Below are 17,091 nucleotides of genomic sequence, written 5' to 3'. Positions count from 1 at the left end.
GTCTTCTTTTAAAGGGAGGTGCGCTTGGCGAGGATCGCGCGGGCGCGCTCCAGGTCGGCGGGAGTATCGACGCCGAGCGGAACCGCGTCAACGACGGCGGCATCGATGCGCATCCCGAAGGCCAGCGCGCGCAGCTGCTCCAGCCGCTCCCGCTGCTCCAGCGCCGAGGGCGGCAGCCGGACGTAGCGCTCCAGAGCGGCGCGGCGGTAGGCGTACAGCCCGATGTGGTGGAACAGCGGCCCGTCGCCCCACGGGGCGGTGGCGCGGCTGAAATAGAGGGCGCGGCCCCGCCGGGCGCCGGGCGGCAGCTCCAGGATGGCCTTCACCACGTTGGGGTCGGTGCGCTCCTCCTCCCGCGTGATCTCGACCACCAGCGTGGCGATGTCCACCTGGGGGTCGGACAGCGGGGCGAAGGCGGCGCGCACCACGGCGGGTTCGATGGTCGGCAGGTCGCCCTGCACGTTCACCACCGCGTCGTACTTCCCCTCCGGGTCAAGCAGGCTGACCGCCTCGAAGATGCGGTCGGAGCCCGAGGGATGATCGGGCCGGGTCAGCACGGCCGTGCCGCCCGCCGTCTCCACCGCCGCGGCGATCTCCGGTTCGGCGCAGGCGACCACCACCGGGCCGATCTCCGCCTCCATGGCGCGGCGCCACACCTGCACGATCATCGGCGCGCCGCCGATGTCGGCCAGCGGCTTCCCCGGCAGGCGGGTGGAGGCCATGCGGGCGGGAATGACCACGATGGGATTTGAGGGCGGCGGGTTCGCCGTGCCCCGGGTGTCTGCGCTGGCGTTCATGTCGGCGTTCATGATGGAACGGCCCCCTGTCGCATCGGAAAGGTGGCGCGGGTGAACCATGGATCGCCCTTTGCGTCAAGCGGCGTCACTCCAATATTCAACTGGCCAACAGTCGGGGAACCGATATTCCTGTGGCAAGGGAGGGGGCCGAAGCGGTGACAAGCCGCCGCGGTCACGCTATCGTGCGGCGGAGAACCAGCCAGCCCTGGCGACGGGCCCGCGGCACGACAAAAAAGGGGAACAAGACGTTATGAGCATGGAGTGGAACAAGATTTTCGGCGCCGTGCTGCTGGCGGGTCTGATCGCCATGTTGGCCGGCTTCGCCGCGGAAGTTCTGGTGCACCCGAAGACGCCTGAGAAACCCGCCTATGTGGTCGCCATGCCGGAGGGCGCCGCTCCGGCCCCCAGCGGTGGCGCCGCCCCGTCCGGCCCCGCCGAGATCGCCCCGCTGCTCGCCAAGGCCGACGCCGCCGCCGGCCAGTCCGCAGCCAAGGCCTGCGCCGCCTGCCACAGCTTCGACAAGGGCGGCCCGAACAAGGTCGGCCCGAACCTCTACGGCATCGTCGGCGCCCCGCACGGCCATCTGGACGGCTTCGCCTATTCCGACGCCATCAAGGGCAAGGCCGGCCCCTGGAACTACGACGAGCTGAACCACTTCCTCTACGACCCGAAGGCCTACGCGCCGGGCACCAAGATGACCTTCGCCGGCGTCAAGAAGGACCAGGACCGGGCGAACATCATCGCCTATCTGCGCTCGCTGTCCGACAGCCCGGCGCCGCTGCCGCAGTAACCCGCGGCGGTTCCATCCGGGAAACAGGCAAAAGCCCCGCGGTCCGCCGGACGCGGGGCTTTTTCGTTCCGCCTCAAACGGAAAGCCCGCAGATTGGCCTTGCATATGACGGCCCTATCGCCGATATAGGGCGCGGGAGGCTGGCGGCGGACGAGTCCCTCGCCAACCCGGTCAGGTCCGGAAGGAAGCAGCCGTAACGAGTTTCGGCTCGGGTCGTTCGTCCAGTCTCCCACCTTCCCCATAAAATCCGGCAGCGAATTCAAACGGCGACAGCCCCGTGCCGTGACGCTATTCTGCGCTCCGTCGTGAAGCCGATTACCGGGCCAGCCGCGTGACCGATACCACCGTTGCCGATGCATCCTCTTCCGTTTCCGGAGCGTCCGGGGGCCTTGCCTACCGGGTTCTGGCGCGGAAATACCGTCCGAAGAGCTTTGCCGAACTGATCGGGCAGGATGCGCTCGTCCGCACCCTGACCAACGCCATCCATTCGGGCCGCATCGCCCAGGCCTTCATGCTGACCGGCGTGCGCGGCGTGGGCAAGACGACCACCGCCCGCATCATCGCTCGCGCGCTGAACTGCACCGGGCCGGACGGCACCGGCGGGCCGACGGTGACGCCCTGCGGCGTCTGCGACAACTGCCGCGCCATCGCCGAGGACCGCCACGTCGACGTGATGGAGATGGACGCGGCCAGCCACACCGGCGTGGACGACATCCGCGAGATCATCGACGGCGTGCGCTACGCCCCCGTCTCGGCGCGCTACAAGCTCTACATCATCGACGAGGTCCACATGCTCTCCAAGAGCGCGTTCAACGCGCTCCTGAAGACGCTGGAGGAACCGCCGGCCCATGTGAAGTTCGTCTTCGCCACCACCGAGATCCGCAAGGTGCCGGTGACGGTGCTCTCGCGCTGCCAGCGCTTCGATCTGCGGCGCGTCGACGCCCAGGTGCTGAAGGAGCATTTCACCCGCATCACCGGCCTGGAGGGGGCGGGGATCGAGCCGGACGCAGCATCTCTGATCGCGCGGGCCGCCGACGGGTCGGTGCGCGATGGCCTGTCGCTGCTCGATCAGGCCATCGCGCTGGCCGCCGGCACGGTGACCGCGCAGCAGGTGCGCGACATGCTGGGTCTGGCCGACCGCAGCAAGGTGATCGACCTGTTCGAGGCCGCCGTCTCGGCCAAGCCGGCAGAGGCGATGGACCTGCTGTCCGACCTGCACCGCGTCGGCGCCGATCCGGTGGTGATCCTCCAGGACCTTCTCGACCTGGTGCACAACCTGACGCGGCTGAAGGTCGTGCCGGACAGCGCCAATGACCCCGGCCTGCCGGAGGCGGAGCGCACCCGCGGCGCCGCCCTGTCGGCGAAGCTCGGCATGCCGGCGCTGACCCGCGCGTGGCAGCTCCTGCTGAAGGGGCTGGGCGAGGTGCAGGCGGCCCCGGTGCCGCAGCAGGCGCTGGAGATGGTCATCGTGCGGCTGTCCTACGCCGCCGATATGCCGACTCCGGGCGACCTGATCCGCCAGTTCCAGAATTTGCAGAACGGTGGCGGGCAGGGTGGACAAAGCGGTGGCGGTGCCCCGCGTGGCCCCGGTGGCGGGCCGGTGGCGGTTGGCGGCTCCGCCGTGCGCGCCGTCGCTCACCAGGCGCAGCCAAGCCAGCAGCCGAGCCCCCAGCCCGTGCAGACCGTCGCCGTGGCCGTCGCCGTGGCGGACGAGGAGCGCGTGGCGATGCCGCGCGACTTCCGCACGCTGGTCCAGGTCTTTGCCGAGAAGCGCGAGGGCGCGCTCTACGGCCATCTGACCGGCAGCGTCCATCTGGTGCGCCTGGAGCCGGGGCGGCTGGAACTGCGCCTGACGACTCTGGCCCCATCGACCCTGCCGAATCGCGTCGGCCAGCTGTTGACGGAATGGACCGGCCAGCGCTGGGTCGTCATCGTCTCGGACGCGCCGGGCGAGCCGACGCTGATCCAGCAGGAGCAGGCCGCCCAGCGGCGCGCGCTGGAGGAGGCGGAGGCGCATCCGGTGGTGCGCGCCGTACTGGACGCCTTTCCCGGCGCGAAGATCACCGATGTCCGCGACCTCAAGGCGGCGGTCGAGGCCGAGCCCCAGGTTGCGGATGACGGGGAGAATCCCGACCTTATGGTCATGCAGCAGGACGACGGGGTTTATTACCCGCTCGACGATGAAGGAGATTTCTGACCCATGAAGAACCTCGGCCAGATGATGAAGCAGGCCCAGCAGATGCAGGCCAAGATGCAGGAGATGCAGGCCCGCCTGGGCGAGGTCGAGATGACCGGCCAGTCGGGCGCCGGCATGGTCAACGTGACGGTCAACGGCAAGGGCGAGATGAAGAAGATCAAGCTCGACAAGTCGATCGTCGATCCGGAGGACATCGAGGTCCTGGAAGACCTGATCATCGCCGCCTTCAACGACGCCAAGGCCAAGGTGGAGCAGCACGTCGCCAACGAGACCCAGAACCTGATGGGCGGGATGAAGCTGCCGCCGGGCATGAAGCTGCCGTTCTAAGCGTTGCAAGGCCGGGCCGCAGGGTCGGCCCGGCCACCCTTTTTAAAAAAACGAAGCCGTGAATGATCGGACCTGAAATCGAGCGCCTGATCCAGCTCCTGTCCAAGCTGCCGGGGCTGGGGCCGCGGTCGGCGCGGCGGGCGGCGCTGCACCTGATGAAGCGCCGCGACAGTCTGCTGGTGCCGCTGTCCGAATCCATGGCGCTTGCGGCGGAGGCCATCCGCAACTGCTCGGTCTGCGGCAACCTCGACAGCCGCGACCCCTGCTCCGTCTGTTCCGACCACAGCCGCGACCGCTCGACCATCTGCGTGGTGGAGGACGCCGGCGACCTCTGGGCGCTGGAGCGCACGCGCGCCTTCCACGGCACCTACCATGTGCTGGGCGGCACGCTGTCGGCCTTGCAGGGGGTGGGGCCGGACGATTTGAACATCCCGTCCCTGGTGGAGCGCGCGAAGGACCCGGCGGTGACCGAGGTCATCCTGGCGCTGAACGCCACGGTGGACGGGCAGACCACCGCCCATGTGGTGACCGACCGCCTGTCCGGCAGTGGGGTTTCCGTGTCCCGTCTGGCCCATGGCGTGCCGGTGGGCGGGGAACTGGACTATCTCGATGACGGGACGCTGACCGCGGCGCTGAAGGCGCGGCGGCCTTTGTAGGAAGGTGTTTGTGGGGGAGGTCTTGCCCCCTCCCTAACCCTCCCCCGCTTCGCAGGGGAGGGGATGAAGCTCCCTCTCCTGCGAAGCGGGGGAGGGAAGGGGCCCGCGAAGCGGGAAGGGTGGGGGCCCGTTCCGACCACCCACCCATTCCCCCAAACCCTTACTTCTTCTTCAGCGCGGCGACACCCGGCAGCTCCTTGCCTTCCAGCCATTCCAGGAAGGCGCCGCCGGCGGCGGAGATGTAGGTGAACTTCTCCTCCACACCGGCGTGCGCCAGCGCCGCGACGGTGTCGCCGCCGCCGGCCACCGACAGCAGGCCGCCTTCCGACGTGCGCTCGGCGACGAGGCCGGCGACGGCGTTGGTGCCGCCGTCGAAGGGCTGGATCTCGAAGGCGCCCAGCGGGCCGTTCCACACCACCGTCTTCGCACCCTGGAGCTTCAGGCCGAGGAACTCGACCGTCTTGGGGCCGACGTCCAGCGCCATCTCGTCGGCGCCGATGCCGTCCGCCGGGACGGCGCGGTTGGCCGCACCGGCCTTGAACTCCTTGGCGACGATGAAGTCCTTGGGCAGCAGCAACTCGCAGTTGGCGGCCTTGGCGGTCTCCATGATGGCACGGGCCTGATCGGCCATGTCCTTCTCGCAGAGCGAGGCGCCGACATCCACGCCCTGGGCGAAGAGGAAGGTGTTCGCCATGCCGCCGCCCAGCGCCAGCATGTCGACCTTCTTCACGAGGTTGCCGAGCAGGTCCAGCTTGGTGGAGATCTTGGCGCCGCCGACGACGGCAGCCACCGGACGCTCCGGCTTCTCCAGCGCCTTGGTCAGCGCCTCAAGCTCGGCCTGCATCAGGCGGCCCGCGGCGGCCGGCAGATACTGGGCGACGCCCTCGGTCGAGGCGTGGGCGCGGTGCGCGGCGGAGAAGGCGTCGTTGACGTAGAGGTCGCCTAGAGCGGCGATCCGCTTGGCGAAAGCCGGATCGTTCTTTTCCTCTTCCGCGTGGAAGCGGGTGTTCTCCAGCAGCACGATGGCGCCCGGCTGGACACTGTCGATGGCGGCCTTGGCCTTGTCGCCGACGCAATCCTCGCCGAAGGCGACGGTCTGGCCGACGGCGGCGCTCAGCGCGTCCAGCACGTTGCGCAGCGAGTTCTTGGCGTCCGGGCCGTTCTTCGGGCGACCGAAGTGCGACAGCACCACGACCTTCGCACCCTTCTTCGCCAGCTCGGTCAGAGTCGGCGCCAGACGGTCGATGCGGGTCGTGTCGGAGACCTTGCCGTCCTGCATCGGGACGTTGAGGTCGGCACGCACCAGCACCGTCTTGCCGTTCACGTCGAGGTCGTCGATGGTGTTGAACTCGGTCATGGCTGCTGTCCCTGCGGGTTGAACTTTTGCCGGGCAATCCAGCACAGGGACGCCCGCTTTGCAACGGCCCGCGTGGGCGACCGGTTGCCCCATGCGGCGAAAAGACAGGGCTCTGGGCGGGCGGGACCGCCGATCCCATCTCTATCTTCATGAACAGACTCACCTCGCCGTCCTCCGCCCGGCTGGCCCCCCGGCTGGCTTATGCGGCCAGCCAGTCCGCTCGCGTCGCCTGGTTCCTCGGCCAGTACATGATGGCCGCGCGGATCGGCCGACGGATCACCGGACCGCCGCGGACCACCCCGCCCGGCGGGCGTCCGGTGCCCGGCACCCGCGCGATTTTGGAGGAGTTGCGCGCCCTGCTGGCCCGCGACCTCGCCAACATCGAGGCGGGCTACTACCGGCTGCCGCACGATCTGATGCCCGACCCGCGCCGGCTGCTGACCGACGCCGCCGCCTTCTTCCGCGACGTGCCGGAGGTGTCGCGCCGCCGCCGCGACCACGCGGCGGTGGAGGTGCGCGCCAACCCGCCGCCCGGCAGCGGGGGGCTGCCCGCCTACTACCGCCAGAACTTCCATTACCAGACCGGCGGCTACCTGACCGAAGAGAGCGCCCGCCTCTACGACCATCAGGTGGAGGTGCTGTTCGGCGGCGGGGCCGATGCCATGCGCCGTCAGGTCCTGGTGCCGATCTTCGAACATTTGAAAACGCGCCGCAGCACGGACTGCCGCCTGCTCGACGTGGCCGCCGGGACAGGGCGCTTTCTGACCTTCGTGAAGGACAACCACCCGCGTCTGCCGGTCACCGCGCTCGACCTCTCCCCGGCCTATCTGCGCGAGGCGCGGCGCAACCTCGCCCCCTGGGCGCGCAGCAGCGCGCTGGTCCAGGCGGCGGCGGAGGCGATCCCGCTGGCCACCGGGTCGCAGGACATCGTGACCTGCATCTACCTGTTCCACGAACTGCCGCCGAAGATCCGCGCCCAGGCCGCCGCCGAGATGGCCCGCGTGCTGAAGCCCGGCGGCATCCTGGTCTTCATGGACAGCGTGCAGTACGGCGACAACCCGATGATGGACGGGCTGATCGACCGCTTCCCGCAGTCCTTCCACGAGCCCTTCTACGCCCATTACGCCCGCGACGACCTGCCCGTCCTGTTCGCCGCCGCCGGGTTGCGCCTGCGTGAGACGTCGCTGGCTTACATGTCCAAGCTCCTGGTGCTGGAAAAGACGGACCCCTGATTGCGGGGACTGCAACAAAAGCGTCATGGTTCTGTAACTTGACCGTGGCTGGGGCCTGTGCAAAACGGGGACCCACCGGAAACGACGGGGCACGAATGGTGGTCGAAGCGGAGTCCAACCGGGAAACCGAGCTGAAGCTGGCCGTCAGGGCCGAAGACATGGCGAAGCTCCGGTCCTGCCCGGCGGTCGCATCCCGTGCCAAGGGAAAAGCCGGCACCAAGACCCTGGAAAGCACCTATTACGACACCGCCGACCGGCGTCTGGCCGGGCGTCTGGTGACGTTGCGCGTGCGCAAGGTTGGCAACCAGTTCCTTCAGACGGTCAAGGGCGCGCCGGAACGCGGCGAGCTCGGCCGGGCGGAGTGGGAGCATCCGGTCGCCGGACCGGCCCCCGACCTGTCGGCCATCGAATCGCAGGAGGCGCTGGACCTGCTGGGCTTGGTCGGCGCGGCGGAGCTGCAGCCGCTCTTCACCACGCTCATCCAGCGCACCGTGCGCGTGGTGACGATGGGCGAGGGCGAAACCGCCAGCCGCATCGAGGTCGCCTTCGACAGCGGCGAGATCCGTGGCCCGGACGGCGCCTCCATCCCGGTGTCGGAGGTGGAGCTGGAGCTTCTCGAAGGCTCCGCCGCCGTCCTCTACGATCTGGCGCTGGAGCTGGCCCAGGCCGCTCCGCTGCGGCTCGACCCGCGCACCAAGGCGGAGCGCGGCTACGCGCTCGCCGACGGCACGGTGGACAGGGTGGTCAAGGCGGGCAAGCTGGAGCTGGACGCCGGCACTACGGTGGAAGGCGCGCTGGCCCGCATCCTGCGCTCCTGCATCGGCCACATGTTGGCGAACGAGGCCGTCACCCTGATCGGCGAGGACGCGGAGGGCGTCCACCAGATGCGCGTGGCGCTGCGCCGCCTGCGCTCGGCGCTCGCTTTGTTCAAGGACTTCATCCCCGCCGAGTCCTACGCGTGGCTGGTGGGGGAGGTGAAGTGGCTGGGCGGCAGCCTCGGCCCGGCGCGCGATTGGGACGTCTTCCTGGACGAACTGCTGGAGCCGGTGAAGGAGTCCTTCCACCGCGCCGATGGCCACGGCAAGCCGCTCCAGGAGGACATCGACGCGCTCGCCGCCGCGGCGCGCGCCCGCCGCGACCGCGCCTACGAAGGGGTGCGCGCGGCCATCCGGTCCGAGCGCTACACCACCTTCCTGCTGAAGTTCGGCGCCTGGGTCGAGTCGCGGGGCTGGCGCGACCAGCCGGTCAGCGAGCACTCCGCCCGGCTGTTCGACCCGGTGGAGGATCTGGCCGACCATCTGCTGTCGCGCCGCGCCAAGAAGGCCCGCCGCGCCGGCCATGGCTTCGCGAGCCTGTCGGTGACCGAGCGGCACGAGCTGCGCATTGCCCTGAAGAAGCTGCGTTACGCGGCGGAATTCTTCCGCAGCCTCTACGACGACAAGCCGGCCCGCCGCTACATCCAGGATCTCTCGGCCTTCCAGGACGCGCTGGGCCACCTGAACGACGTGGCGACGGCGACCCGCCTGCTGCACGAGCTGCACGACGACGGCAGCCGCCCCGAGCCGGGCGAGCCGCGCGCCGCCGGCATCGTCATCGGCTGGCACGCCCGCGGCGTGGCGGAGTCCGAACCGGCGCTCCGCGGCCTGTGGAAGGAGTTCGCCGACGCGAAAGCCTTCTGGTCAAAGCCCGACCGGGAGGGGTAATCTTCCCGCCCATGCGGACCATCCTCGTCGCCAACATCAAGGGCGGTTGCGGCAAGACCACGATCGCCACTCACCTCGCCGCGGCCTGCGCCGCCGCGGGTCACAGCACGGCGCTGGCCGACGTGGACCGCCAGCGCTCCTCGCTCGGCTGGCTGGCCCGCCGCCCGGCCACGGCCTCCGCCCTGGTCGGTCTGGACTGGGCCAAGGACCTGTCCGACGCGCCGAAGGGCATCCAGCGGCTCGTCATCGATGCGCCGGCCGCGCTGAAGACCAAGCAGATCGAGGATCTGGTGCGGATGGCCGACGTCGTCGTGCTGCCGGTGCTGCCCAGCGCCTTCGACGAGCAGGCGACGCAGCGCTTCCTCGGCAAGCTGGAGGAGCTGAAGTCGATCGCCAAGAACCGCAAGTCGGTGGCGGTGGTCGGCAACCGCCTGCGCGCCCGCACCAAGGCGGCGGACCGGCTGGACCAGTTCCTCGGCGGGGTCGGGCACAGCGTGGTGACTCGCCTGCGCGACAGCCAGATCTACGCCGACGCCGCGGCCTCCGGCCTCAGCCTGTTCGACCTGACCGGCAAGCGCGCCGCCGAGCACCGCGCCGACTGGGAACCGCTGCTGGCCTACATCGAGAAGGCGTGAGCGGGGAAGGCGCCGTTACAGTCTGTTACGTTCGAGGGTGGTGCGGGACATCAAGCGGTTACAATCCGGCCCCATTTTGGCCGCATTCCGTTCAACCCGCGAGCCATTCCCACCCATGCCCTCCATCTCCTCCACCATCACCCGGCAGATCGTCACGCCGGTGACCATCGTCCTGTTCGTCGTCTCCACGGTGACGGGACTCATGCTGCTGCTGCACTGGAACGGCAATCTGGTGCGCTTCTCCCACGAATGGCTCAGCGTCGGCTTCTCCGCCATCGGCCTGTGGCATCTGGCGCGCAACTGGACGGCCTTCCTCCAGTATTTCAAGCGCAACGTGGCCCTGTCGGCCTTCGTGGTCAGCGTCGCCGGCTCGCTGGTCTTCACGGCGATGACCGGGACCCCGGCTTCCACCGGCGGGCCCGGCGCGATGATGCGGGCGGTGGCGAACGCCCCGCTGGCGACGGTGGCGCCGGTCTTCGGGCTGGACGCCGACAAGGCCATCCAGGCGCTCAAGGCCGCCAACATCGAGGCGCAGCCCGGCGAGTCGCTGTCGGCCATCGGCACCCGCGCCGGGATGAACGCGGTGGGCGTGGCGAACATCCTCACCGCCGCCAAGCAAACCAAGCCGGCGTCGTAACGCTTTGGAGCCCCCGCCTACACCCGCGCCACGAGGAACAGCCGCTTGAAGGGAAACAGCGTGCGGCCGTCGGGGCGTCGGGGATAGGCGGCGTTCAGCCGGGCGCGGTAGGCCGCCAGGAAGGCGTCCAGCTCCGCGCCCGCCAGCGTGTCGAGGACGGGCAGCAGCGTCGTGCCGCGCGTCCATTCCAGGACCGGGTCGTCGCCCTCCAGAACCTGGAGATACTCGGTCTCCCAGAGGTCCAGGCGGCGGGTGAGCGGGGCGAGCCAGTCGTAATAGACGTCGGGCGCGTGCACCGGTGCGGTGCGCAGGACGGGCGCCAGCCGCTCGGCCCAGGGGCCGTCCGCCGCCGTCTCGTACAACAGGCGGTGCGAGGGCGCGTCGAAGTTGCGGGGCATCTGCACGGCCAGAACCCCGCCGGGGGCCAGCGCCCGCAGCAGCTCCGGGAGCAGCCGCTCGTGCCCGTCCAGCCATTGCAGGGCGGCGTTGGAGATCAGCAGATCGACCGGCCGGTCAGGGCGCCAGACCCCAAGGTCGGCCTGGAGCCAGCGCACGCGGGACGGCGTGGTCCGCGCGCGCTCCAGCATGGCGGGGGAATTGTCCACCCCCAGCACCTCGGCCTCCGGCCAGCGTTCGGCCAGCCGACGGGCGAGCTGCCCGGCCCCGCAGCCGAGATCGACCACCGTGCGCGGGGTCAGGGAGGGCAGGGCCGCCACGAGGTCGTGGGCCGGGCGGCGGCGCCAGGACTCGAACCGTGCGTATTGTTCGGGGTCCCACGGCATGCCCGGCCTCCACCGGTTGAAGGGGTGTCGCGGTTATTGCTGCTCGCGCTGGCGGGCGATCTGCTCGTCCATGTGGTTGTAGTGCTTCGTGACCATCATGAAGATCGTCCCGATGCAGCCGATGGCCAGCAGCCAGCCGCCATAATAGAACGCCGTGTCCGCCGCGCGCGACGCCGCCAGCAGGCCGATGAACGCCATGAAGCCCAGGATCCCCCCGGTGATCCACTTGCCCGTGCCTTCCAAAGTCCCGTTCCCTTCCTTCGCTGCCGGTCCCGCGCGGGGCGTGCGCCCGGCGGGATGCCGACGGGTTGACCGTGCCGCGAATTCTGGTGGAGCGGGCGCCGGAAATCAATCCGGGATGGGCGAATCCGATGTGGGCATTTCGCCCACCCGGCCGGCGCCCTCCACGACGAATCCGGGGGGAAGCTCCAGCGCGAAGACGGTGCCCGCCGCGGTGCTCTCCACCAGCCGCAGGTCGCCGCCATGGGCCCGCAGCACCTCCCGCGCGATGGCGAGGCCCAGCCCGACGCCGCCCGCCCGCGCCGAGCCGGCGAAGGGCTGGAACAGGTTGTCCCGCGCCCGCGGCGGCAGGCCCGGCCCGTCGTCGGCGACCAGCAGGAGCAGCCCGCCGCCGGGCCGCGTCTCTGCCGTCACCGTCACCGCTCCGGCCCCCGCCTGCGCGGCGTTGCGCCCCAGATTGACCAGCGCGCGGGAGAGCTGGGCGGCGTCGGCGCGGACGGTCAGTCCCTCCGGCACCCGGTTGTCCCAGCGCAGTTCCGCCCGTTCCCCATCCGGGCGCACGACGTCCGGGCGCAGGGCGGCCAGCGCGGTGGTCCCGGCCTCCTCGACCAGCGGGCGCAGCGGCAGCTCGGTCCGCGCCAGGGGCAGCAGGCCGTCGCGGGTGTAGGTCATCGTCTGGCCGCACAGCTCCACCGCCCGGTCGATGGAGGCCATCAGCCGCGGCGTGACCCGCCGCACCTCCGGATCGGCGCTCTCGGCCAGCCGCTCCGACAGCAGGGCGGCGGTGGACAGGATGGCGCGCAGGTCGTGGTTGATCTTGGCGACCGCGGTGCCCAGCGCGGCCAGCCGCTCGCGCTGGCGCAGCGCGCTGCGGATGGTGGCCTGCATGTCGGCCAGCTCGCGCTCCGCCACGCCGATCTCGTCGGTGCGGGCGCTGGGCTGGAAGGGCGGCGTGCCGTCCGGGTCGCGGCGGATGGCGACCAGCCCCTCGGTCAGGCGGCGCATCGGCCGCACCAGCAGCCGGGTCAGCGAGACGAAGACCAGAACCGCCGCGATCAGCGAGATCGCCACCGACAGCGCCAGGATGCGGCCCGAGAAATCGACCATCGCCTGGATCATCGGCCGCTCGTCGATCACCATCTCGACCTGGAAGGCGGGGTCCTTGGGCGACGGCCCGATCACCCGGATCACCCGGTCGCGCCGCTGGGCCAGCGCCATGAAGGCATCGGCGGCCAGCCGCGGCGCCATGGTGGCTCGCAGGTCGAAGACGGCGTCCACCGTCGGCGGCATGGAGCGGGACAGCATGTAGACGCGGCTGTCCGGCCGGATCAGCTCCACCGCGTGGGCGCCGACATGGGCGAGCAGCTCGTTCTGAAGCTCCATCGCCACCATCATGTCCGGCGTCGCCTCCACCGACAGGGCGGCGAGGTGGGCGGCGGCCAGCCGCTCCTCCAGATAGGTCAGGCGGTAGCGCGCGATGGACGGCGTGTAGATCAGCACCTCGGCCAGCAGGACGAACAGCACGGTCAGCACCAGCAGCTTGGCCGACAGGCTGCGCGTCACGGAGGGCAGGGGCATGGGCGGGATGTCCGGATGCGGGGGAAGCCGGAAGATAGGTCAAGCGGGGGTGGCTGCCTAGCCGACGCGGGGCGGCTGCGGGGTTTTGTCCGGTTGAGGGGGCGGCGGCGCCGGTCCATACTGGAACCTCCGAGCAGCCCGAAAAGGAGGGCAGGCCATGTCCATCCTGAGATTCGAAGCGGTCCTGCAGACCGACCGGACCGCCGCGCTGATGGCGGCGGCCGACGGCATCACCGGCAACGGCGGCTGGATCGTCGACCACACGCTGTTCTCCGACGTGATGGCGGTCATCGCCTTCTGCGTTCCCGCCAACCGGACGACGGCGCTGGGCGAGGCGCTGGCCGCCGTCGGCATTCTGGTCAGCCCATCTCTGCCGCCCTCCCTCCCGGGGACCGGCGAGGCGGCGGAGCGGGAGGTGCAGGGGCAACTGACCCTGACTTTCGCCAAGGGCACCGGCGACCTGCGCCACGAGGTGCCGGCCTTCGAATGACCGCCGCGCTCGTTCCGGGGCCGCGCTCCCCTCTGGCGCGCCACTTCCAAGATTGGTAGTAGAACCGGCATGAGCGACCTTGCCCGTCACATCGACTCCCTGTCCCGCGCCAGCGTGCTGTGCGTCGGCGACGTCATGCTCGACCGATTCATCTACGGGTCGGTCGACCGCGTGTCCCCCGAAGCGCCGATCCCCGTTCTGCGGATCGAGCGCGAGACGGCCATGCTCGGCGGTGCCGGCAACGTGGCCGCCAACGTCATGGCGCTGGGCGCCGGCTGCCGCTTCGTGTCGGTGGTGGGTGAGGACGCGGCGGGGCTGGAGCTGGTCCGCCTCGTGGCGAAGGAGACAGGCGACGGCGGCGGGCTGGTCGCCGAGCCGGGGCGCCAGACCACGGTGAAGACCCGCTTCATCGGCGGGCGCCAGCAGCTCCTGCGCGCCGACGCCGAGACCATCGCCGCCATCGGGTCGGAGGAGGAGGTGATGGTCGCCGCCCGCACCGGCCTGCTGACGGTGGGCGCGGTGATCCTGTCCGACTACGGCAAGGGCGTGCTGACCGACGCTCTGGTGGCGCAGCTCATCCAGGCGGCGCGCGAGGCCGGGTTGCCGGTCGTGGTCGATCCCAAGGGCGACGATTTTGGGCGCTACCGCGGGGCCAGCGTGATCACGCCCAACCGCAAGGAGCTGATCCAGGCGACGGGGATGCCCGCCGACAGCGACGCCGAGGTCGAGGCCGCCTGCCGCTTCCTGCTGGAAACCTGCAGCATCGACGCGGTGGTCGCCACGCGCAGCGAGCGCGGCATGTCCGTGGTGACCCGCGATGGCGCCACCCATCTGCCGGCCAACGCGCGCGAGGTCTTCGACGTGTCGGGCGCCGGCGACACGGTGGTGGCGACGCTGACCTCCGCCCTGTCGGTGGGGGTGGAGCTGACCGACGCGGCGCGGCTGGCCAATCTGGCCGCCGGGATCGTGGTGGGGAAGGTCGGCACCGCGGTGGTCCGCGCGCCGGAGCTGCTGTCCGCCCTGCACGAGCAGGAATGGCGCAGCGGCGAGGAGAAGGTCGACACGCTGGAGCAGGCCGTGGAGCGCGCGGCGCGCTGGCGTGCCCGCGGCAAGCGGGTGGGCTTCACCAACGGCTGCTTCGACCTGCTGCACCCCGGCCATATTTCGCTGCTGAACCAAGCCAAGGCGGCCTGCGACGTGCTGGTGGTGGGGCTGAACAGCGACGCCTCGGTGAAGCGGCTGAAGGGCGAGACGCGTCCGGTGCAGACCGAGACGGCGCGGGCGACGGTGCTCGCCTCGCTGGCCTGCGTCGATCTGGTGGTGATCTTCGGCGAGGACACGCCGGAGGAGCTGATCCGCGCCCTGCGGCCCGACGTGCTGGTGAAGGGGGCGGACTACACCGTCGCCACCGTGGTCGGCGCCGGATTCGTGCAGAGCTACGGCGGCAAGGTCGTGCTGGCCGACCTCGTGGACGGCCAGAGCACGACCAACACCATCAAGCGCATGCAGCGCTGAATTCGGGGTGCTGAATTCGGGGCGCTGAAACCCCGGGGCCGAAGCTCCGGCGTTTCAGCGCCGCGCGATCACATCTTCTTCTGGACGCTGTCCGACGAGCGCTCCATGGCGCGGCCGCCGGCCTGCACGTCCTCGCCCATGCCCCCGACGGTGTTGCAGGCGGCGAGGCTGGTGGTCAGGGCGGCACCCAGGGCGGCGAAAAGGACGAGCTTCTTCAGGCTACGCATGGCATTTTCCTCTTGAGGTCGAAAACAATCGGCTGAAAAACGCGAGAAACCCGCCAAAGGTTTCCGAAGCCTCGCCGTGCGGAAGGACAGTTCTCCACACTCAAACGGATAGGGGGAGGGCGCGCATGTTCGAAGGGTTCACCCGCCACCGCATCGCCACCGACGGCGCCGAGATCCACACGCTGGTCGGCGGCGAGGGGCCGCCGCTCCTTCTGCTTCATGGGTTTCCGCAGTGCCACGCCCTGTGGAACCGGGTCGCGCCGCGGCTGGCCGAGCGCTTCACCGTGGTGCTGACCGACCTGCGGGGGTACGGCCAATCGTCGAAGCCGCCGGGCGATTCCGCGCACGAGACCTACTGCAAACGCGCCAACGCGCGCGATCAGGTGGCGGTGATGGCGGCGCTGGGCTTCGACCGCTTCCGGCTGGCCGGGCACGACCGCGGCGCGCGGGTGGCCCACCGGCTCGTCCTCGACCATCCCGGCCGGGTCGAGCGCGTTGCCTTCCTCGACGTGGTGCCGACGCTGGAGGTCTTCGCCCGCATCGACCAGCGCATGGCGACCGCCTATTATCACTGGTTCTTCCTGATCCAGCCGAACCATCTGGCGGAGCGGCTGATCGGGTCGGACCCCGACTTCTACCTCGGGCAGGTGCTCGGCTCCATCGGCAGCAGCGCCGACATCTTCGAGCCGGAGGCGATGGAGGCCTACCGCACCGCCTTCCGCGACCCCGCCACCGTCCACGCCATGTGCGAGGACTACCGCGCCGCCGCCGGCATCGACCTGGAGCACGACCGCGAGGACCGGGCGGCGGGCCGCAAGGTGGAATGCCCCGCCCTGTTCCTGTGGGGCCGCAACAGCGCGGTCGGGCGCCTCTACGACGACCCGCTGGGCATCTGGCGCGGCTACGCCCCGGCCATCGAGGGTCATGTGATGCCCGCCGGCCACTTCATCCCCGAGGAGGCGCCGGAGGAGACGGCGCGGGCGCTGCTGGATTTCTTCTCCGGCTGATCCTCACGCCGCGCGTGGCGGATCCGTCCCTTTGCCGAGGCCCGGACCTTCGTCCGGCCCGGCATCGAGGAAGGAGACACCACTATGCGCTGCCAGCAGTTTCTGACCACCATCCAAGGTTGCGTCGCCAACGGCACCATCAACGGCCCGCGGGCCACGGTGCTGGCCCAGAACGCCAACATCCGCGGCGGCTGGGAGGGCTGGCTCCAGGCTGAGATCGCACACGGTTTCCTGAATGTTGCGGGCAACTGGACCTGCGACCGGGAATGGGCCTATCCATCCACCAACGTCGCGAATCCCTATCTGACCTACACGACGGTCGGCGGCCCGGCCTGGGGAGTCTCCAACAACGCCAACGCCGCCGCCCGCGCCGACTTCTACCTGCGCCGCAATGCCGGGGTGGCCGACGACGTCTACATCGAACTGAAGTGCATCCTGCCCGCCCACGCCACGCCCATCCAGGACGCCTGGAACCGCTTCAACGCCGACGTCGTGAAGCAGCAGACCCTGCGCGGCGGCAACGCCGGCCTGAACTACGTCTCGCTCCTGGCGACCTTCGGCACCTTCCAGGCCGCGGACGTGGCGGGACCCAACCCGAACCTCGGCTGGTACTGGGCGGGCGGGCGCACCGCCTATGTGTACGATGTGGCGAACAATCAGGTCACCACCCTGGCGAACGTCGCCCAGGGCGGCGCGGCGCGCCTGTTCCTGATCGCCGTTTCGGTGTGACGCGGGCCGGGGCGCGAGCCCCGGCTCCTTCCGTTCCGGCATGGGTTCCGGCTGTTCCCATGCCCGTCCTTCAACCCGGCATCCCTCCCCCCGGACGAACTGTCCCGTTGCCAGTTGGCGTGAGCGGCGGCATAAATCGGCGCGCGGCCCTCCCCGCTGGACGGGAAGGCTTTTGGCAAACACAAAAATGGC

At 70.2% G+C, this 17,091-nt stretch carries 18 protein-coding genes and 1 other RNA gene; 13 read left to right on the top strand and 6 right to left on the bottom strand.

All coding sequences use genetic code 11. From position 1 onward, the window contains the following. Positions 1-8: 8 nt before the first annotated feature. Positions 9-797, bottom strand: coding sequence for a 3-deoxy-manno-octulosonate cytidylyltransferase (locus AMK58_RS11910; protein ID WP_051140089.1), 789 nt, complete (start codon positions 795-797; stop codon positions 9-11). A 250-nt stretch (positions 798-1,047) separates the two neighbouring features. On the opposite strand from AMK58_RS11910, the gene AMK58_RS11905 reads away from it, so the two are divergent. From AMK58_RS11905 to recR, 5 genes are all read left to right on the top strand, one after another. Next, positions 1,048-1,587, top strand: a complete 540-nt coding sequence (locus AMK58_RS11905; protein ID WP_035671377.1) for a c-type cytochrome — start codon at positions 1,048-1,050, stop codon at positions 1,585-1,587. Positions 1,588-1,722: 135 nt separating this feature from the next. Further along, positions 1,723-1,820: signal recognition particle sRNA small type (ffs, locus tag AMK58_RS11900), an RNA gene on the top strand. 98 nt (positions 1,821-1,918) lie between these two features. After that, a complete protein-coding gene (locus AMK58_RS11895) occupies positions 1,919-3,784 on the top strand; it encodes a DNA polymerase III subunit gamma/tau (RefSeq protein WP_059398921.1) in 1,866 nt (621 codons plus the stop codon). Positions 3,785-3,787: 3 nt separating this feature from the next. Then, positions 3,788-4,111 carry a YbaB/EbfC family nucleoid-associated protein gene (locus AMK58_RS11890; protein WP_014239409.1) on the top strand — a complete coding sequence of 108 codons (324 nt, stop codon included), beginning with the start codon at positions 3,788-3,790 and terminating at the stop codon, positions 4,109-4,111. Positions 4,112-4,173: 62 nt separating this feature from the next. Further along, positions 4,174-4,767 carry a recombination mediator RecR gene (gene recR / locus AMK58_RS11885; RefSeq protein WP_014239410.1) on the top strand — a complete coding sequence of 198 codons (594 nt, stop codon included), beginning with the start codon at positions 4,174-4,176 and terminating at the stop codon, positions 4,765-4,767. 160 nt (positions 4,768-4,927) lie between these two features. Here recR and AMK58_RS11880 read toward each other — a convergent pair whose 3' ends face one another. Continuing rightward, entirely contained in the window at positions 4,928-6,124 is a 1,197-nt protein-coding gene (locus AMK58_RS11880) for a phosphoglycerate kinase (protein WP_035671381.1), read from the bottom strand. A gap of 149 nt (positions 6,125-6,273) precedes the next feature. Here AMK58_RS11880 and AMK58_RS11875 point away from each other — a divergent pair, with 149 nt between their 5' ends. From AMK58_RS11875 to AMK58_RS11860, 4 genes are all read left to right on the top strand, one after another. After that, on the top strand, positions 6,274-7,356 hold the full coding sequence (locus tag AMK58_RS11875; protein WP_035671384.1) for a class I SAM-dependent methyltransferase: 1,083 nt from the start codon (positions 6,274-6,276) through the stop codon (positions 7,354-7,356). Between the two features lie 95 nt (positions 7,357-7,451). Continuing rightward, complete coding sequence (locus tag AMK58_RS11870; protein ID WP_035671387.1) at positions 7,452-9,059, top strand: CYTH and CHAD domain-containing protein; 1,608 nt, start codon at positions 7,452-7,454, stop codon at positions 9,057-9,059. A gap of 11 nt (positions 9,060-9,070) precedes the next feature. After that, positions 9,071-9,694 carry a ParA family protein gene (locus tag AMK58_RS11865; RefSeq protein WP_014239415.1) on the top strand — a complete coding sequence of 208 codons (624 nt, stop codon included), beginning with the start codon at positions 9,071-9,073 and terminating at the stop codon, positions 9,692-9,694. Between the two features lie 115 nt (positions 9,695-9,809). Continuing rightward, positions 9,810-10,331, top strand: coding sequence for a DUF4405 domain-containing protein (locus AMK58_RS11860; protein ID WP_035671390.1), 522 nt, complete (start codon positions 9,810-9,812; stop codon positions 10,329-10,331). Between the two features lie 17 nt (positions 10,332-10,348). Here the strand turns inward: AMK58_RS11860 and AMK58_RS11855 are convergent, their stop codons facing one another. The 3 genes from AMK58_RS11855 to AMK58_RS31775 all read right to left on the bottom strand — a co-directional run bounded on the left by AMK58_RS11855 (position 10,349) and on the right by AMK58_RS31775 (position 12,931). Further along, positions 10,349-11,113, bottom strand: a complete 765-nt coding sequence (locus tag AMK58_RS11855) for a methyltransferase domain-containing protein (RefSeq protein WP_035671394.1) — start codon at positions 11,111-11,113, stop codon at positions 10,349-10,351. 33 nt (positions 11,114-11,146) lie between these two features. Beyond that, a complete protein-coding gene (locus AMK58_RS11850) occupies positions 11,147-11,311 on the bottom strand; it encodes a hypothetical protein (RefSeq protein ID WP_155903394.1) in 165 nt (54 codons plus the stop codon). A gap of 150 nt (positions 11,312-11,461) precedes the next feature. Then, positions 11,462-12,931 (bottom strand): sensor histidine kinase, encoded by a 1,470-nt coding sequence (locus AMK58_RS31775; RefSeq protein WP_059398920.1) that lies wholly within the window; start codon positions 12,929-12,931, stop codon positions 11,462-11,464. Between the two features lie 157 nt (positions 12,932-13,088). Here AMK58_RS31775 and AMK58_RS11840 point away from each other — a divergent pair, with 157 nt between their 5' ends. Continuing rightward, positions 13,089-13,421, top strand: a complete 333-nt coding sequence (locus tag AMK58_RS11840; protein WP_035671414.1) for a hypothetical protein — start codon at positions 13,089-13,091, stop codon at positions 13,419-13,421. Between the two features lie 69 nt (positions 13,422-13,490). Beyond that, on the top strand, positions 13,491-14,936 hold the full coding sequence (gene rfaE1, locus AMK58_RS11835) for a D-glycero-beta-D-manno-heptose-7-phosphate kinase (protein WP_059398919.1): 1,446 nt from the start codon (positions 13,491-13,493) through the stop codon (positions 14,934-14,936). Positions 14,937-15,004: 68 nt separating this feature from the next. Here rfaE1 and AMK58_RS11830 read toward each other — a convergent pair whose 3' ends face one another. After that, positions 15,005-15,163, bottom strand: coding sequence for an entericidin A/B family lipoprotein (locus tag AMK58_RS11830; RefSeq protein ID WP_035671417.1), 159 nt, complete (start codon positions 15,161-15,163; stop codon positions 15,005-15,007). Positions 15,164-15,288: 125 nt separating this feature from the next. On the opposite strand from AMK58_RS11830, the gene AMK58_RS11825 reads away from it, so the two are divergent. Further along, positions 15,289-16,170 carry an alpha/beta fold hydrolase gene (locus AMK58_RS11825; protein WP_035671419.1) on the top strand — a complete coding sequence of 294 codons (882 nt, stop codon included), beginning with the start codon at positions 15,289-15,291 and terminating at the stop codon, positions 16,168-16,170. 84 nt (positions 16,171-16,254) lie between these two features. Next, entirely contained in the window at positions 16,255-16,899 is a 645-nt protein-coding gene (locus AMK58_RS11820; RefSeq protein ID WP_035671421.1) for a hypothetical protein, read from the top strand. Positions 16,900-17,091: the final 192 nt, after the last annotated feature.

The organism is Azospirillum brasilense, assembly GCF_001315015.1.
GTDB lineage: Bacteria > Pseudomonadota > Alphaproteobacteria > Azospirillales > Azospirillaceae > Azospirillum > Azospirillum brasilense.
This window is presented reverse-complemented; position numbering and strand designations above follow the sequence as displayed.

Bases quoted from the DNA above. Each gene is read 5' to 3' on its own strand.
- AMK58_RS11910 (WP_051140089.1), bottom strand. From the start codon at position 797: ATGAACGCCAGCGCAGACACCCGGGGCACGGCGAACCCGCCGCCCTCA.
- AMK58_RS11905 (WP_035671377.1), top strand. From the start codon at position 1,048: ATGAGCATGGAGTGGAACAAGATTTTCGGCGCCGTGCTGCTGGCGGGT.
- AMK58_RS11890 (WP_014239409.1), top strand. From the start codon at position 3,788: ATGAAGAACCTCGGCCAGATGATGAAGCAGGCCCAGCAGATGCAGGCC.
- recR (WP_014239410.1), top strand. From the start codon at position 4,174: ATGATCGGACCTGAAATCGAGCGCCTGATCCAGCTCCTGTCCAAGCTG.
- AMK58_RS11880 (WP_035671381.1), bottom strand. From the start codon at position 6,124: ATGACCGAGTTCAACACCATCGACGACCTCGACGTGAACGGCAAGACG.
- AMK58_RS11875 (WP_035671384.1), top strand. From the start codon at position 6,274: ATGAACAGACTCACCTCGCCGTCCTCCGCCCGGCTGGCCCCCCGGCTG.
- AMK58_RS11870 (WP_035671387.1), top strand. From the start codon at position 7,452: ATGGTGGTCGAAGCGGAGTCCAACCGGGAAACCGAGCTGAAGCTGGCC.
- AMK58_RS11865 (WP_014239415.1), top strand. From the start codon at position 9,071: ATGCGGACCATCCTCGTCGCCAACATCAAGGGCGGTTGCGGCAAGACC.
- AMK58_RS11860 (WP_035671390.1), top strand. From the start codon at position 9,810: ATGCCCTCCATCTCCTCCACCATCACCCGGCAGATCGTCACGCCGGTG.
- AMK58_RS11855 (WP_035671394.1), bottom strand. From the start codon at position 11,113: ATGCCGTGGGACCCCGAACAATACGCACGGTTCGAGTCCTGGCGCCGC.
- AMK58_RS11850 (WP_155903394.1), bottom strand. From the start codon at position 11,311: ATGGCGTTCATCGGCCTGCTGGCGGCGTCGCGCGCGGCGGACACGGCG.
- AMK58_RS31775 (WP_059398920.1), bottom strand. From the start codon at position 12,931: ATGCCCCTGCCCTCCGTGACGCGCAGCCTGTCGGCCAAGCTGCTGGTG.
- AMK58_RS11840 (WP_035671414.1), top strand. From the start codon at position 13,089: ATGTCCATCCTGAGATTCGAAGCGGTCCTGCAGACCGACCGGACCGCC.
- rfaE1 (WP_059398919.1), top strand. From the start codon at position 13,491: ATGAGCGACCTTGCCCGTCACATCGACTCCCTGTCCCGCGCCAGCGTG.
- AMK58_RS11830 (WP_035671417.1), bottom strand. From the start codon at position 15,163: ATGCGTAGCCTGAAGAAGCTCGTCCTTTTCGCCGCCCTGGGTGCCGCC.
- AMK58_RS11825 (WP_035671419.1), top strand. From the start codon at position 15,289: ATGTTCGAAGGGTTCACCCGCCACCGCATCGCCACCGACGGCGCCGAG.
- AMK58_RS11820 (WP_035671421.1), top strand. From the start codon at position 16,255: ATGCGCTGCCAGCAGTTTCTGACCACCATCCAAGGTTGCGTCGCCAAC.